The 15,337-nt window shown below is 34.6% G+C and carries 15 protein-coding genes; 3 read left to right on the top strand and 12 right to left on the bottom strand.

Annotated elements, in window-relative coordinates; translation table 11 throughout:
* Positions 1 to 11: 11 nt before the first annotated feature.
* On the bottom strand, positions 12 to 407 hold the full coding sequence (locus SVZ03_06375) for a hypothetical protein (protein MDY6933833.1): 396 nt from the start codon (positions 405 to 407) through the stop codon (positions 12 to 14).
* 343 nt (positions 408 to 750) lie between these two features.
* Between SVZ03_06375 and SVZ03_06380 the strand changes: the two genes are divergently transcribed.
* Positions 751 to 1,440, top strand: a complete 690-nt coding sequence (locus SVZ03_06380) for an outer membrane beta-barrel protein (GenBank protein ID MDY6933834.1) — start codon at positions 751 to 753, stop codon at positions 1,438 to 1,440.
* 66 nt (positions 1,441 to 1,506) lie between these two features.
* On the opposite strand, the gene SVZ03_06385 is transcribed toward SVZ03_06380, so the two are convergent.
* From SVZ03_06385 to SVZ03_06420, 8 genes are all read right to left on the bottom strand, one after another.
* Positions 1,507 to 3,042, bottom strand: coding sequence for an OmpA family protein (locus SVZ03_06385; GenBank protein ID MDY6933835.1), 1,536 nt, complete (start codon positions 3,040 to 3,042; stop codon positions 1,507 to 1,509).
* Positions 3,043 to 3,430: 388 nt separating this feature from the next.
* Positions 3,431 to 4,468: a chemotaxis protein CheB gene (locus tag SVZ03_06390; protein MDY6933836.1), complete on the bottom strand. Its 1,038-nt coding sequence runs from the start codon at positions 4,466 to 4,468 to the stop codon at positions 3,431 to 3,433.
* A 497-nt stretch (positions 4,469 to 4,965) separates the two neighbouring features.
* On the bottom strand, positions 4,966 to 5,889 hold the full coding sequence (locus tag SVZ03_06395; GenBank protein ID MDY6933837.1) for a radical SAM protein: 924 nt from the start codon (positions 5,887 to 5,889) through the stop codon (positions 4,966 to 4,968).
* A gap of 548 nt (positions 5,890 to 6,437) precedes the next feature.
* Complete coding sequence (locus tag SVZ03_06400; GenBank protein MDY6933838.1) at positions 6,438 to 6,887, bottom strand: hypothetical protein; 450 nt, start codon at positions 6,885 to 6,887, stop codon at positions 6,438 to 6,440.
* Between the two features lie 387 nt (positions 6,888 to 7,274).
* Positions 7,275 to 7,439: a benzylsuccinate synthase gamma subunit family protein gene (locus SVZ03_06405; GenBank protein ID MDY6933839.1), complete on the bottom strand. Its 165-nt coding sequence runs from the start codon at positions 7,437 to 7,439 to the stop codon at positions 7,275 to 7,277.
* A 44-nt stretch (positions 7,440 to 7,483) separates the two neighbouring features.
* The gene (locus SVZ03_06410; protein MDY6933840.1) at positions 7,484 to 8,407 is read right to left on the bottom strand and encodes a glycyl-radical enzyme activating protein; all 924 of its coding nucleotides are present in this window, start codon (positions 8,405 to 8,407) and stop codon (positions 7,484 to 7,486) included.
* A gap of 15 nt (positions 8,408 to 8,422) precedes the next feature.
* Positions 8,423 to 9,394, bottom strand: a complete 972-nt coding sequence (locus tag SVZ03_06415; GenBank protein MDY6933841.1) for a glycyl-radical enzyme activating protein — start codon at positions 9,392 to 9,394, stop codon at positions 8,423 to 8,425.
* Between the two features lie 322 nt (positions 9,395 to 9,716).
* Positions 9,717 to 9,956, bottom strand: a complete 240-nt coding sequence (locus SVZ03_06420) for a hypothetical protein (GenBank protein ID MDY6933842.1) — start codon at positions 9,954 to 9,956, stop codon at positions 9,717 to 9,719.
* A gap of 353 nt (positions 9,957 to 10,309) precedes the next feature.
* On the opposite strand from SVZ03_06420, the gene SVZ03_06425 reads away from it, so the two are divergent.
* Together SVZ03_06425 and SVZ03_06430 are read left to right on the top strand one after the other, a co-directional pair.
* Positions 10,310 to 11,308: a hypothetical protein gene (locus SVZ03_06425; GenBank protein MDY6933843.1), complete on the top strand. Its 999-nt coding sequence runs from the start codon at positions 10,310 to 10,312 to the stop codon at positions 11,306 to 11,308.
* Positions 11,309 to 11,404: 96 nt separating this feature from the next.
* A complete protein-coding gene (locus SVZ03_06430) occupies positions 11,405 to 12,484 on the top strand; it encodes a Gfo/Idh/MocA family oxidoreductase (protein MDY6933844.1) in 1,080 nt (359 codons plus the stop codon).
* A gap of 54 nt (positions 12,485 to 12,538) precedes the next feature.
* On the opposite strand, the gene SVZ03_06435 is transcribed toward SVZ03_06430, so the two are convergent.
* The 3 genes from SVZ03_06435 to SVZ03_06445 are packed head-to-tail and all read right to left on the bottom strand — an operon-like array spanning position 12,539 to position 15,337.
* Positions 12,539 to 13,186 (bottom strand): riboflavin synthase, encoded by a 648-nt coding sequence (locus SVZ03_06435; protein MDY6933845.1) that lies wholly within the window; start codon positions 13,184 to 13,186, stop codon positions 12,539 to 12,541.
* Positions 13,187 to 13,191: 5 nt separating this feature from the next.
* A complete protein-coding gene (gene ribD / locus SVZ03_06440; protein ID MDY6933846.1) occupies positions 13,192 to 14,433 on the bottom strand; it encodes a bifunctional diaminohydroxyphosphoribosylaminopyrimidine deaminase/5-amino-6-(5-phosphoribosylamino)uracil reductase RibD in 1,242 nt (413 codons plus the stop codon).
* Positions 14,411 to 15,337 (bottom strand): hypothetical protein, encoded by a 927-nt coding sequence (locus tag SVZ03_06445; GenBank protein ID MDY6933847.1) that lies wholly within the window; start codon positions 15,335 to 15,337, stop codon positions 14,411 to 14,413. Before SVZ03_06445 ends, ribD begins: the two co-directional genes overlap by 23 nt.

Consider the following 15,337-nt stretch of genomic DNA (forward strand, 5'->3'; position numbering starts at 1 on the left):
ATAAAATTGCATTAAGTTGGTAATCTCATTAATGCTTCATCATTTAGGGATTTAGCTTTTTCTAAAAATGTATATGCTTCCTCTTTCGTGATGATTGTATCTGTTCTTTTCTTCGCAGAATCTTGAAGTATTTTCGTCTCATCTATAACATCAAGAATATTAATTGATGTCCAACCGGTAGGTTCAAAATATTTTGTAATCAATTCAAAAATTTTATTATAATTATCAGAGTCATCGTTGTTATCAATAAGTAACAACCTTATAGAGTAGAACATAGATAGATATGAAAATATTAGTGATTCTTTGTTGAGTCCCTTATTTATCATAAGTGATGATAATCTCAGCTTCTCCTTACTCTGTTCAACCCTAAAGTCTTTATTGCTATCAATATCTTTAGTTTTGATCATATCTTAATTTATTCTCCTCTGTCAAGGATTCATATTTATTTCGATAACAAATTTAAAAGTATAAGCGCTTATTTTTATATAAATAATAGTAATATTCTATCAATCGTCAAGTATTTATTGGAAATTCAACTAAATTACAGATAATTCTTTTTCATGTCAGATAAAATGAAGTGAGATTTATCTCCTTAGGTGCAACCATAAGGTATAAATAATAATGAGACATATTTTTATTTCTATTTCTCGCTTGACATTTCTATATGAATTGTTAAAGTTTTCACAATTTATTTATATACATATTATAATCATTCTACACTAAAATTAAATTAGTTAGGAGACAAACTTAATGAAAAATGTAATATCTATCATCATTGTTATTTCTTTTTCAGTAATTAATACTTCTTTAGTGAAAGCAGCAGGAAGAACTTTTGATGGAAAGATTGGGACAGCTTATGCAACTGATCCAGAAAAATTTGGATTACAGTTGAATTTTGCATATTTTGCAGACCTGGATCCCTATTTTGTCGCTGGCATTGAACCAGGAATATATTGGATAAAATGGGATAGGAAGGTGGGTACAAGACCTCAGGGTGAATATACTGCTGATGTTAAGGCTGATACAAATGCCTATTTATTTCCTATTCTGCTGGATGCGCAAATCCGTCTTCCTAACTTAAAGAAAAAGACCTTCGTATTGCCCTATTTTACGATTGGTTTAGGTTATTCTTTAATGATATATAACTATGAACAACCCACATATACTGACTCTGTTACAGGAGTTACAGTTATAGCTGAGGATAAGACGAAATTCTATAGTGGATTCACTTGGCATTTCTTAGCTGGAGCCACTGTAAAACCTGGTTCTGAATCAAGTATTGAGTTCCTTGCTGAGCTTGGGTATCGCGGCGCAAAGCTGAAAAAGGGTAATTTGGAGGTGGATATGTCCGGATTTTTATTAAATATAGGAGTAAGGTATCCCTTTGGCAAGTCCCGTTCCCGGAATAATGTTATAGAGCCAACAATCTATGTTGAATAGAATAGCTTATCTAAAATGAATCGGGTGTGCCAACAGGTGATGCAAAATACTATGCCACATGCTTAGTTATTTATTCAACAGCTTAAATTCCGTACGTCTGTTTTTTTCATCATAGCCGGCACCCAGTTTGGGTATTAAGGGCTTTGTCTTACCAGCTCCCCTCACAATGAATCTGTTACCATCCAGCCCCCTGGCAACAAGATAATTCGTTACAGCTTGCGCTCGTCTCATGCTTAGTTTGTTGTTAAACTTATGTGAGCCATGAAGATCAGTATGACCTATAATTTCAAAACGGAGGGTAGGATTTTTCCGCAAATATTCTACAAGAGCATTGAGATAGGGGAATGATTCAGGTTTTATTCTCGAAGATTCAAAATCGAAATGAATTGCATGTATTTCAAAGCTAGCCTCCTTTTCAATTGGTACTAATTCCAATAACTGGGTTTCTCCCTTCGTTTCTGGAATATCTATTGATTTAAAGAGGGGAAGGTAGCCGTCCTCGCTTATGAATACATCCAGCTTCTTAGCCTGTGGTTGATATTCAACAATCGCTTCTCCATTGGTATCGGTTTGCTTTTTAATCTCGTATGTGACAGACTTGTCTTCACTCTCCTTTATCCTGGTTGATATATGCATCTGCACTGATGATGGTTTTTGGGTCTTTTTATCACGGACAAAAAAATTTAAAGCAAGATCATCTTTAGTTATGTTAGATGAATAAATGTCATAGAGGCCATATCCATTCTGACGGTTGGAACAGAAATAGAGTGATTCGTTTATTATGGAGAGATGCGTCTCATTATACTCAGAATTTATCTCTGGTCCAAGATTTACGGTTTTACCAAATTTTCCATTTTGGTAATTTATATAATAAAGGTCCCAACCACCATATCCACCTGGTCGGCTGGAAGAAAAATAGAATCCCTTTCCATCCAAACTTGGGATTAATCCAATATCCTGAGTATTCATATTGATCGGGGATGGCATGGGTGTAGAATTGATAAATTCACCATTAACATATTTAGCCGACATAATCTTTGCCTTGCTGATATCTCCAAAGGGCCAGGTTGTATAATAAAGAGTATTGGAGTCCATGCTAAGGCTTGGAGAGCGCTCGTGATGCACTCCATTTACAGTACCTGGTATCTTAATAGGATTTGCCCATTTGCCATTAACATTTTTTGATACATATAGATCATATGACACCTTTATTTGACCATATGAATTTGCAGGCATCTCGTAGCTTCCATCTCTGTCTGATGAAAAAAATATAAATGCTCCATCAAGAGTAATATATGGTGTTTCATCATTATAAAGAGAATTTAATGCTGTAAGCGGTTCTGGGTTGCTCCAACCATCATTATTGAAATAGCTAATATAGAGGTCCTGATAACGACTATTTTCTCGTTTTGAGTTAAAAACAATTATCTTCTCATCCGCGGTTAATGAAGGAGAAAAATCATCACTCATTGTGTTAATAGGTGAACCTATATTTGAAATTTTATCAACACTAATAACCTGTGATACTGCTAATGTAGGAATGAAAAAATATGACAAAATGATGATGAATGTATAATGTATATTAAAAAATTTTTGTGTCATGTTTTATTGCCTCAATATAAAAATCAGTATGCGATTATAGATAGTGAATATACTTTCTAAATCGTATTATTTGAATCAGTTCATTAATAATTATTTGGAAACCTATTGAATTTTCCTATAGCTTCCCTCTATAAAAAAGCATTGATGATAATAGATAAACATTGTTAGTTCCAATAGCCAGGGTGATCTGACAAACCAAAAGATGAATGTGAGCGAATTCTATAACACATTCTGATTCCACCTTTAGTATCCTCTATGAAACTAAAGCAGTATTTTGCTATCAATATAATACAAGAGGATAATTTTTGTCAATTTTAGTTTAGCAGTGAATAATTACGCTGGATCAGATGGCTTGATAGATTGGGGTAATCAATTGTGATTGATTATTTTAATTATAAACTTTGTGTAATATTTTATTCTCTTTATTCACAGAGAGCTTTTCAATATATTTATTGACTGTCTCAGGAATCTCAGAAAGGGGAACAACAATAGTACTGGGAATTGTTTTGATTACTGTTGCTGGCATGGATTTTACTATGGCTGTTTCAGGATCCTGCGCAATAACAATTCCTGCTGTGGCATTAATATGAGATGCTCCAAGAGCGCCATCGCGCCCCATCCCAGTTACAATTACAGCGATACTGCGCTTCCCAAAACTTTTCGCAACACTTCTAAAGAGAGGATCAGCAGCAGGTTTTACATAATTTTCAGGTGGATCGTCAAGCAGACGAATTTTCATCGAGCCAGGTTCAACAGTCATATGGGTTTTACCAGGCGCTAAATATATCTTACCTGGATCAATAGCAATACCATCAGTGCTTAGAATTATCTCCATTGTAGAGATTTCATTCCAACGTTTTGCCATGTCCTCCAATGCCCAAGAAGGGCTATGCTGTACAATAAAAAAGGCTGCATCCTTTGTGACAGTTAGGGTGCTGAGTATTTTTTTCAAAGTCTGTGGACCTCCTGAACTCGCGGCAATGCAGACTCCAGTGAATGGCGCGGATATATTATATTTTTTTGTCTGTTTCGGTATTACTGAAGGGAAGGGCTGTTTCTCTCTATTGAAAAGATTGTCGAGCCTAGTAATTATATCCTGAGGATCGTAGGGTTTAACAATAAAATCATCAGATCCTGAATCTAAAGCATGTTTGCGAGCCTCTGGGGATGATAGAGCAGTGATTATCACTATAATCGGCACTGGTTTAATTGTATCCCTGACTCTTCTTATCAGTTCAATGCCATCCATTTCAGGCATCATCCAGTCAGTAAGTAGAGCATCATATTTATTTCTTTTTATAGTATCAAAGGCTTTCTTGCCATTGTTTGAAACATCAGCCGAATATCCAGCCCTTCTTAATATCGCTAACAAAAGCTCTGCATTTGCTTCATTATCTTCTGCAATAAGTATCTTCTTTTTTTCCATTTTATAAACCATAAATATTATTTTTACTGCTTAGTAGAATCTCATACTAAAGATAAATTGAAAAAATATTTGTAAAAAGATAAAGAAAGCGTTATTGCCAAATGTTGATATTTTAGATAATAAGACTAAGAGAGATTGATAGATTTAATTCTTCATTAGAAGAATGCTCATAGGGACTAATATAGGAATAACTAATGCTGGTTTATTATACATGTAATTCTTGCCTTAGTCAAGAAATTATATTTTAATGGGATTTATTCATTAAATATAAAGGCTGCAGACGGTGTATTTTTTAGGCGTTATATGCCATTGAACCAGATATCAGGCTTGCTGAACCTTTCGAGCAACCAACCGTTGTGAGCAATATCAATCTATAGGTTTATCGATAATGATGTGGGCTTGTTCAAATAGTAGCAATATGACACTGATGAGATAGTTCCTTCATGCCTGTGTGGAGTGGAGTCTATTCCTGATGACGATATAGTATAATCATACAATCATCCTATAAAGAAGTTGTTTTTATCTAATCTCTTTAGGCCTACACTTGAGGTAACATCGATTGCCTTGTCATACTCTTCAAGAGTAATCCTTCTTTTTAGATCAAAACATTCTCTGGCCCTGAAAGCAGGCCTGTACTGATTCATAATGTTAATATAAGTATTTTTCGATAGATTTGCAATAAATGAAATCACTCTATCAGTAGAAGCAATATTGTTGGGTAGCACAAGATGTCTTACCATTAATCCTTTATAAGCGATTCCTCTGTCGTCTATTAATAGGTCTCCCACTTGATTATGCATTTCTCGTAAGGAATTCATGGCGATATTAGGGTAGTTCTTGGCATTGCTTAATTCTTCAGCGATTGTGTAATCCATAAATTTAAAATCAGGCATATATATATCAATCACCCCATCAAGAAGGTGTAAAGTCTCAATAGAATCATATCCACCAGAATTGTAAACAAGTGGAATCCTTAATCCACCTTCAATTGCTATAGGAAGTGCCCGTAAAATAGCGTAAACCATATGAGTTGGTGTAACAAGGTTTATATTATGACATCCCTTTGCTTGAAGGTTCAGCATAATGTTAGCAAGATCCTTATAGGATATTTCTTTTCCTGAGCCTAAATGAGAGATATCATAATTCTGACAAAAAATACATGAAAGGTTACAGTTAGTGAAAAATATTGTACCTGATCCATAGCGTCCAACGAGGCAGGATTCTTCTCCAAAGTGTGCATTGAAGGATGAGACAATTGGTCGCTGACCGCTCTTACACTTGCCATCTCTATGCTTGGTTCTATCAACATTGCATTTATGAGGACAAAGCATACAGCCTTCGATCCCTTTACGAATAGCTTCTATTCTTTTTGTGAGTATTCCCTCTTCATAAAGAGATATATAGCTAGGTATATAACTCATATCCCCTTCATTTTACTCCAATTCGTTATAATATATTGATTCAACCAATAAACAGCTATTGGCCAATTTTCGTTTGGAATGTATAAATCATATAGAATAGTATATATTTTTAGGAATTAAGATATAATGGTGAATAATTCTATAACAAACATTGGAAAATTTGCTAATAAATGAATGTTTTCATTTATATGCAGGTTTACCATGTACCTTTTCATAGGATCGACAAAATGGGCATGATTTTCTATATAATTTTAATTTTACAAAATTATAAAAAAAACCTTCTCCCTTTTTGCGTGCTCTAGTACAAACAGGGCAAGTGTCGCTGCAGAAGTGTGACATTTTTTGTGTTAGATTACTATGTGGCATGTATTCCCCCTTGATCACTTATATTACAATATTACATTAAAAATATTGAATTATAATTTAATCTAATTGAAAGTCATTATTAGTAGTGCTTCGTAATGTCATATTTATAAGACTCGGTGAGTTATCCCTTTAATCTATATATCTTTATATCTTTGGATGAAGTCGTTGTTTTTCTAAATATTTCAATCTATTGATCTTGTTTTTTTTTGCTTAATCTCGTACAGACAAAATACAAAACCTAGAGCTGACAACATTAAAAAGAATATCATTGTATTTCTACCAAGTCTTGAACCTAGCATCCTTCTTTCCAATAGAATGGATAAATATATTTTATCGTTAATCTCGAACTCTTCGTTATTATCAATCTTATTATTAAAATTCTTTTTTATGCTTTCTATTGGACGAGCTATAGCATCGTAATTGTTATAACCAGCAAATAGTTGGGGATTTTTCAGTTCAATATACGCTTCTTTATAATTATCATTAATATTATCACTCATGGATAACAATTCCTTAACTTTTGGCTCAACTATAAGAATTGAGTAGTAAGAGATAAGGGCTAGTATTATAGCAATGATAAGGGTAATAATAGAAAAATATCTATATAGCTTTGTATCATCAGTTTTTTTCATTTATATTGGTTTAATAAAAAACCCCCTCCAGTATTTTACTCAATATGATTGAATTCCTTAAGTTATTAATTACATTAATTTAAACTTAAGGGATTTATCTCATTATATGCATTGATGTATTATCAATCATATTATACTGGAGAAGGGTATGTATGTAATTTATGTTAAGGATATAGTTGAATTAATTCTATATACTATATCTATTACATATTGTTTATTTTTAATCACTTCTTTTTTCTATCATCAATTTAATATCAATTTATTTCAATCCCTTCGAGTCCTTTGAGGAAGATTTTACTATTTCAATACAATTAGAAATGCTTCCTCCTCAATTATTAGATAAAAGCAAGGGACTGAAAAGATATAATTGAAACAACCAATAGACTTTTACTTTTTCTGAAATGAAGTACATTTTGATGCATCTTCATCAGCTGCCATTGGTTTAGCCTTATAATAAGCTTGGCGTGGGTCTACTACTCTCATTACACAATCCCCTCGAGAGGGGTCTTCTTCTAAAGCAAAGAAACTCTTACACTCTACACATGTAGGCATTTTCCTTACCTCCTTTTATTTGGTATTATTATTAATATTCTTTACTAACCACCTACAGTTACCTCTTCGACATGATCTAAAAACATTTCAACTATAGGCCGTAATGGATCATCTTGTATTCCTTCTCCAGCAGGAAAGGGGTAATCAAAACCAAATGCTTTATACTTTGCACCTGCATAGGGATGATAGGGAAGCAGGTCAACGCCCTTCACAGATGGGCCTAATTCCTCAATAAATTTGGCAATTTTTAATAGTTCTTCCTCTGAGTCATTTCGTCCTGGTATAATTGGGACTCGAATTCTCATATCAATATTCATATTTGATATACGTTTAACATTATCATGAATAAGCTCATTCCCAACTCCAGAATAATCATGGTGAATTTGAGGATCGATGACTTTAATATCGAAGAGGACTATGTCTGTGAATTCCAATACACGCTCAAAATCCTCCCAGGGTGCATGTCCGCAGGTATCAAGGGCGGTATGAATTTCCCGATTCCTGGCGGTTTTCATTAAAGCATAAGCAAATTCAGGTTGAGCCATGGGTTCGCCCCCAGAGATGGTCATTCCACCACCTGAGTTTTTATAGAAAACCCTATCCTCTTCAACCTCAGCCATCACCTCTTCTACGGTAACAATCTTTCCCCAACATATCAATGCGTCATCTTTACATATTTTAACACATTGTAAACATGTAGAACAAAGACCCAAGTCGATATGTGGTTTCTTCTCTTCAATCAGTGAAAGGGCGCCAGTGGGGCAGACATCTAGGCATTTCCTACATCCTATGCAATTGGAAACATAAGGTATGACCTCCGGATAGCGCCTTTTGCCCTCAGGATTATGGCACCATTCACAATTGAGATAACAACCCTTAAAGAAAACCACTGTCCTATATCCAGGGCCATCATTCATGCTCATCTTCTGGATATTATTTATTACACCTATATATCGTTCCTCATCCATTATGTTCTCCATAAATTAAGCCACTTTATCTTCAAAACCAGAACCGCCAATTGTGGTTTTAAATCCAGCAGCTTCATAAATTTCTAAAGCAAATTTTAATTCCGATGGCTCCATAGCCTCAACTTCAGCCATCTTCCAATCGATGCCAAGCCATCCATATTTATCCTGACACCAATTATGGAAGGGTAGGAGGTCAATCCTCTCAATTGGTCCTGGCAATGACTTTAAGCAATCTGCTACGTCCCTATGGTAATCCAATGAATCAGTGTATCCCGGAATTCCGAGCACTCGAATCCAAATCTCAGCTCTCCTTTCAGTTAACTTCTTCAAGTTTTCAAGTATTAACTCATTACCAACACCGGTCAGTTCCTTATGCTTATTGGTGTCTATATGCTTTATATCAAATAAAAATATATCAACTAAATCTTCATCTAATAGTGTTTCAAGGTATTCCCATTTGCAATGTCCACTCGTGTCTAAGCAAATATGCAGTCCCTTTTTACGAGCTCCTTTTAGTAAGTCAATAACAAAGTCTGCATGAATCATGGGTTCCCCACCACTCAGGGTCATTCCGCCGCCAGAATTATTATAGAAGGGAATATCCTGCTCAACTTCCTCTATAATCTCATCAATAGTCATTGGTGTGCCAACAATCTCAAGGGCATCATATACACAGACATCAACACATTTAAAACAGAGATCACATTTATCCCAATCAATTTTATAATATGTGGAACCTTCCATTTGAGCTTCTTCAGGTGGTATAGGTGGGTAGATAGCATCTTTGGGGCAAGCATCTAAGCAAGCTCCACATTGAACACATAACCTCTTTTTCCAATACAACTCCTTGTCCGTTGACTGTGTTTCAGGATTGTGACACCATAAACATCTTAAGCTGCAACCCTTTAAAAAGACATTGGTTCTAAAGCCAGGACCATCATTTACTGAAAATCTTTGAATCTGTGTAACCAATAGTTGTTCGCTCATTGACTCTCCCCTTTATTGATTTATTGTAGGATTGAATAAAACATCTTTAGACCCCATTTTTTCAAAATTGTTTAGGTTAGCAAATAAAACTCAAAATTAAAATTATTACTTTATAGTTTTTTATCCTATACCAGTTAATACCTTCAATCTAAAGTGATTATTTACCAATATAATTTAATACGTTATCCAAATATCAATAATTGCTTTATTATCTTTATGTTATGATTGAAGACAGTTCAATCGGGTATAATGCAAATTGGGGGAAGGGTCAAAACAACTGTTATATATATAAATATATGATAATGTAGTTATTAAATATTAACTACTCTTTACCTTTTTCAGATTTTCGGGATCTCTTAAAAACCTGCCCTCGTAAACTACCTGTTCCCCAAATTTCATCATTCGGTTCCTTCTCATCTTCTTCTAATTCTTCACAATATACCGCTGATTTACACTTGGGACAGTGTCTGTAGACATTCGGTCCCATAACCTCAGCATAATTGAGAAAGCGAAACTTATCTCTCGTGCCTTCATATCCACAATTTCTACATTTTGGTGACATAATGAAACTCGCTAGTCAATATAAATTGTATTCATTACAATATTGGACAGATTACTATATTATTTGTTACAATGTTAATAATTTGTTTTAGTATCGTCAATAATATTTTTATTATTTTACTCCTTCGCATATTAAATTTTATTTATTCAATAGAATAAATAACTATGCCCATATTCGTTTACACTGAATTCAAATATCGATGTTACACTATTTTTATATTGACAGAGATATCACATTTGACTAACCTTGAAAACGATCATTATTGAATTATATAAACGGGGATTACACCACATTATGAGGTTTTTTTTCGAGTATTGTGTGTACATTATCTAACAAAGTGCGTGGATATTATAATGGTTTCAGAAGATAATCAAAAGAAATACGTTGAAGAGGGTAATCGTCTAATCTTAAAGGGGAGATTTAAATCGAACTCTCTAAATTTTTATGGGTTATTCCTAATTATTTTTGATAAGCGTGGAGATATGGATTCTTATCACATACTTGTATCAACCTATTCAAGCACCTATGAAATTGAACCACATTCTTCTTGGGAGAAATATGAGGAATCCATTCTGAAATTGAGATGGAATAATGAGTGTAATCCGAGTATGACATCATATCTACAGGATATTATTAAGGAAATTGCAAATGATGAGAATCAGAAATCAAATCTATACGATTACATCAGAAATTATGAATACGATAATATTGACATTACTATAACTGATATTATAAATAGGATTATTCACGATAAGAATTTGATTCTGGAAACTGCAATCCAGGAGATTTCAGAAGATGAATTTCGAAAGAATAGACAAAGAGAGTTTACCTCATTAGATGCTAATGATCAATCTGAAGGGAATTACCCAATGGAAGATGGGGCTGTCATACTCCCAATCCAATTGATTCTTGCACCAGTTTCAGGTACACCCATTTATGAGCTTAAGGTTGGGGATAAGATAATGAGTAAGGTTATTCCCGATTCCGATAGGGCAAACTATTTTATTGATCTTCTAAACCTAAGGATTGAAAACTTTATCAAACCAATAGCTTGTGAGGTAATTGACATTAAATCGGAAGGAGCAAATACACCATTAGAGGTTCTAACAAAGATTGGACCTGGAATTTTTGGAAAATGTACAGAAGAGGAGAGGCAGGTGAAGCTTAGAATGTACAATCCCTCTGTAAATGGTCTTATATCAGAAAAAAGTATTGATGATGTTGAATTAAATCCTAAAGGAATGATCACAAAAGATTCAAAACATACAACCCACCCTAAGGTCTCATATATCGCTATTGGAATTCTGGTCATTATACTTCTTATTATCATTATATTATTAGTAAGTTTATAAATATTTCTTATACAGTGTAATACCTCTATATTAGTAATTCTCAGATAGGCGCTTCTATTTTTTCTAATCGATAAATTTATGCTATAAACAAGATAAATGAAACCTCTAAATATCGCTCTCATCGGATGTGGAAGAATAGGATTTTCCTTAGAATTTGATCCCTTAAGATACAAGCCATGTACACACTGGGGAGGGGCCAACTCTGTTGGATTAAGAATAAATTATGCCTGTGATATCAATGTTGAAAGATTAAATAGATTCGCTAGCTGTGCAAATCTATCCAAAGAGAATCTATTTGCTGACTATAAGGAGTTGATTGAACGGGTAAATCCAAAGTTTGTCATAATATCAACATGGACAGAGTCGCATGCTGATATTGGAATATTTGCATCAAAGAACGGAGCTAAGACAATAATATGTGAAAAGCCAATTGCTTCTACCTTATCCCAGGCTCAATTATTTATAAAGTCAACCCAAAGGTATAATGTGGATTTGATAGTAAACCACGAGAGAAGATATGATAATAGATATAGGATGGTAAGAAGACTTATAGATAATGGTCGCATTGGCGAGGTTAAAACAATATACGCATCGATTCTGACATCAGGTTATAACGGGGAATCGAAGATTGAAGAGGGTGGGGGACCCCTGCTTCATGATGGAACACATATGATAGATATAATAAGATTCCTCTTTGGGGAAATTAATTCTGTTGAGGGTGAGATAGAGAGGAAGGAGAGAGAGAGCGGTTTTGAGGATCGGGTTTGCGCATGGCTGAAGTGCAGTAGCGGCATAGACATTTTTCTTGAAGCTGGTGGTGAGAGGGAATACTTCCTATTCGAACTTGAAATATCAGGCACTAAGGGTAAGATTGTAATTGGAAATGGATATGAGCATCTTTATCAAACCAAAAAATCGAGATTATACACAGGTTTTCGAGATCTCTCTGAGAAATCCTTCCCTAAAACAGGAGGTCCTAACTATTTTCAGAGAGAATATTTAGAAGCAAAAAAACTACTCAATGGAAAGATTGTAGACATTATATCCAGTGGTGAGGATGGGTATAAGGCCTTAGAGGTTATTCATGCTATATATCTCTCTTCTCATCTTAAAAAGAGGATTGAACTACCAATAAAACCTGCAATGATTAACTTGAAGAGAATTTTTGGACTATGAGAATAATCCAACTCAGCTCCTTTATATGTCCTTAGATTATTATTAAGCAATCTGTTACATGAATCCACCTTCAATAAGCCTTTTTTTCAATCCTTTATCTTTATCTACCTCAATTGTTTTGAAGATCATCTTTTCAACATATTTTGCTAGGATGTCTACTTCAATATTGACTTCTGTACCAGTAACAGATTCATTTAATGTGGTCTTTTGAATTGTTTCAGGTATCACATATAGATTGAAACTGCTATCAGTAAGGGAAACCACAGTAAGAGAAATTCCATTAACCGCAACAGATCCCTTCTCTACAATGTACTTTAATATATCCTCAGAAACTGTAATTTCGATTGTCATCCCATTTCCATCCCTCAGCATCTTGTTAATCAATCCCTTGCCGTCTATATGTCCCTGTACAATATGCCCCCCCATGCGTGAACTCGGAGACAATGCCCTCTCAAGGTTGACCCTCCTATTAACCTGAAAATTACCTAATGTTGTAAGATTGCATGTCACGCTGGAGGTGAATACGGTAAAAGAATCCCCTTCAATCTTAGTTACTGTTTGGCAGGCTCCATCAATATTGATTGAATCCCCTATTTGGGTTCCATTAAGGATGCTGTGAGATGATATTGTAAGGTAGATTCCATTACCCGCTTTGCGGATATTTTTCACAGTTCCTATTTTCTCAATTAAACCTGTAAACACTAATCTCACCTCATATTATAATGAAAGGGTTCTTTGTATGCATTGTAGAGGATATCCTCCTTTATCATAGCCGCGGAGATATCATAGAGTTTTAATGAATCCTGAATTGAACTCACACCTTCTCCCTCAATAGGGGATATCCCTTTGCCTATCACCTTTGGAGATGTGAAATATAATAATTGGTCAATTTCACCTGCATCATAGAAGGATCCCGCTAACCTTCCACCTCCCTCTAACATAACCATCACCTTTCCGAGTTGTGATAGTGTATCAACAATATTGATAATCTGTTCTTTTCCAGTATTGCCAGCAATAAATAAGATTTTATTATCTCTGATTAGTTTTTTTATAATATTATAATCATCACGCTCTATAAGGCTATCCTTCACTCTTTCATTTACAAAAAAGAAAAAATTATCATCAAAAAAGATATTCTTGGTGAAATCTATCTGCTCCGGTAATCCTACTATCATTCTACTTGAGGTTCTATCCTCTACTCTATTGCCTACTTCAAAGAGCATTTTCAAGAAGAGGCTGTCCCTCCCTATTATTTTAATATTCGAATTTTCAAAGTATTTTATCACTTCATCTGAGAATGAACCCAATCGAACATTTAGTGTAGGATTATCCATCTGCAGGGTATTTTTCCCAATTATGATAGCATCAACAATTGCCCTCAATCTGTGAACAATATATCTCGAATATTCGGATGTTATCCACTTTGAGTCTCCCTCTCTTGTTGCGATCTTCCCATCAATGGTAATTGCAGATTTATGAATAATGTATCCCTTGTTATGTAAAATATATTTCTTAAAATGCCTTATTAGATCCGATGCATAATCTGCCATTTCTGAGAGCAATACGACCTCCACACCAGCCTTACGCAGCCTTGCTAAGCCATTCCCCGCAACTAAGGGATTAGGATCGAGGAGAGGTATGAAGACCCTAGTAATCTTCGAGTGAATTATAGCATCTGTGCATGGTGGGGTCCTCCCATGATGAGAGCAGGGTTCAAGGGAGACATAGAGTTCAGAACCATCTATATCTATACCAGCATTCCTTATTGCTACAACTTCAGCATGCTCCTGTCCACAGGGGGATGTGCTGCCAGTTGAAATAATCTTGTTATTCTTTACTATAACAGCTCCTACAGATGGATTGGGAGATGTCTTACCCAATGCTGAGAAAGCCAATTGGAGAGCCTTCTCCATATAACCTCTATCTCTATCTGATGTTATATATCCCATGGCCTTTATATATATTTTCCCTATCCTGTAAAAGAGACATCTCCTTAAACAATCTTGTTTTCATCCTATTGGTAATTTCTCTATTATATCTCTTTGAGGACAGAAAACCACCTATAATGCTCCCTGTATAAAAGAATGTCCCAGCCGTGCCAACAATTATACCAATTGCCTTATTATCAGTCTTAAAAGAGAGGTATGTCAATGTAGAGAACACCGATACTAATAGTAGGGCGATAATACCCGTAGGTTTCCTCCCTGAGTATACATATCCCATACCTGGTATTAGCCCAAGTATAGACGAGTAGATCGGATTTTTTAACTCATGGTGTTTAATGATTGAATACTTTACCAGCTCTTCATATTTTTCAGTACATATACCACTTTCCACATTTTCTGTTTCATCGAGGAGTCTTCTAGCCGCAATTACCCTGTCTAATAATAGATATGACAGAAATAATCGTTTGTAAATATATATATCGAGAGTTGTTTTACTCTTTAACTGATAGGAGGAGAGAAGAATGGAGTTTGCCTTTAAATACTCTGATCTTTCAAGATAAACATCAGATTTAAATATTACTTCAATATAATCAATACTCCTATTTTCAGATGCATATCTTTTATGTAATAGGGTATTAAAGTCATTTCCCTTGAATAATAGAAATAGTTCGGTAGTATAGAAAATACTATTATCAATATGTCCTGGATAATAGGAGTTCAATCTCAATAGTTCAACATATGCCCTGTAGTATTCTTCCTTGGAGATGAGATATTTAGAAAATTCTAAAATTGCTAGGGAGCTAAAATGTGAGTCGATTTTTACTTTATTGGTTTTTGGAAATACGAGATATCTCGGAGAAAATATAAAGATGATAATAAAGACAAGATTCAATCTGAGTGAATTCAT

This window comes from Spirochaetota bacterium, from assembly GCA_034190085.1.
Lineage (GTDB): Bacteria > Spirochaetota > UBA4802 > UBA4802 > JAFGDQ01 > JAXHTS01.

Excerpts from the sequence above, each read along its gene's own strand:
- SVZ03_06375 (MDY6933833.1), bottom strand. The coding sequence starts at position 407 with ATGATCAAAACTAAAGATATTGATAGCAATAAAGACTTTAGGGTTGAA.
- SVZ03_06395 (MDY6933837.1), bottom strand. The coding sequence starts at position 5,889 with ATGAGTTATATACCTAGCTATATATCTCTTTATGAAGAGGGAATACTC.
- ribD (MDY6933846.1), bottom strand. The coding sequence starts at position 14,433 with ATGGGATATATAACATCAGATAGAGATAGAGGTTATATGGAGAAGGCT.
- SVZ03_06420 (MDY6933842.1), bottom strand. The coding sequence starts at position 9,956 with ATGTCACCAAAATGTAGAAATTGTGGATATGAAGGCACGAGAGATAAG.
- SVZ03_06430 (MDY6933844.1), top strand. The coding sequence starts at position 11,405 with ATGAAACCTCTAAATATCGCTCTCATCGGATGTGGAAGAATAGGATTT.
- SVZ03_06380 (MDY6933834.1), top strand. The coding sequence starts at position 751 with ATGAAAAATGTAATATCTATCATCATTGTTATTTCTTTTTCAGTAATT.
- SVZ03_06415 (MDY6933841.1), bottom strand. The coding sequence starts at position 9,394 with ATGAGCGAACAACTATTGGTTACACAGATTCAAAGATTTTCAGTAAAT.
- SVZ03_06425 (MDY6933843.1), top strand. The coding sequence starts at position 10,310 with ATGGTTTCAGAAGATAATCAAAAGAAATACGTTGAAGAGGGTAATCGT.
- SVZ03_06445 (MDY6933847.1), bottom strand. The coding sequence starts at position 15,337 with ATGAATTCACTCAGATTGAATCTTGTCTTTATTATCATCTTTATATTT.
- SVZ03_06390 (MDY6933836.1), bottom strand. The coding sequence starts at position 4,468 with ATGGAAAAAAAGAAGATACTTATTGCAGAAGATAATGAAGCAAATGCA.
- SVZ03_06405 (MDY6933839.1), bottom strand. The coding sequence starts at position 7,439 with ATGCCTACATGTGTAGAGTGTAAGAGTTTCTTTGCTTTAGAAGAAGAC.
- SVZ03_06400 (MDY6933838.1), bottom strand. The coding sequence starts at position 6,887 with ATGAAAAAAACTGATGATACAAAGCTATATAGATATTTTTCTATTATT.
- SVZ03_06410 (MDY6933840.1), bottom strand. The coding sequence starts at position 8,407 with ATGGATGAGGAACGATATATAGGTGTAATAAATAATATCCAGAAGATG.
- SVZ03_06385 (MDY6933835.1), bottom strand. The coding sequence starts at position 3,042 with ATGACACAAAAATTTTTTAATATACATTATACATTCATCATCATTTTG.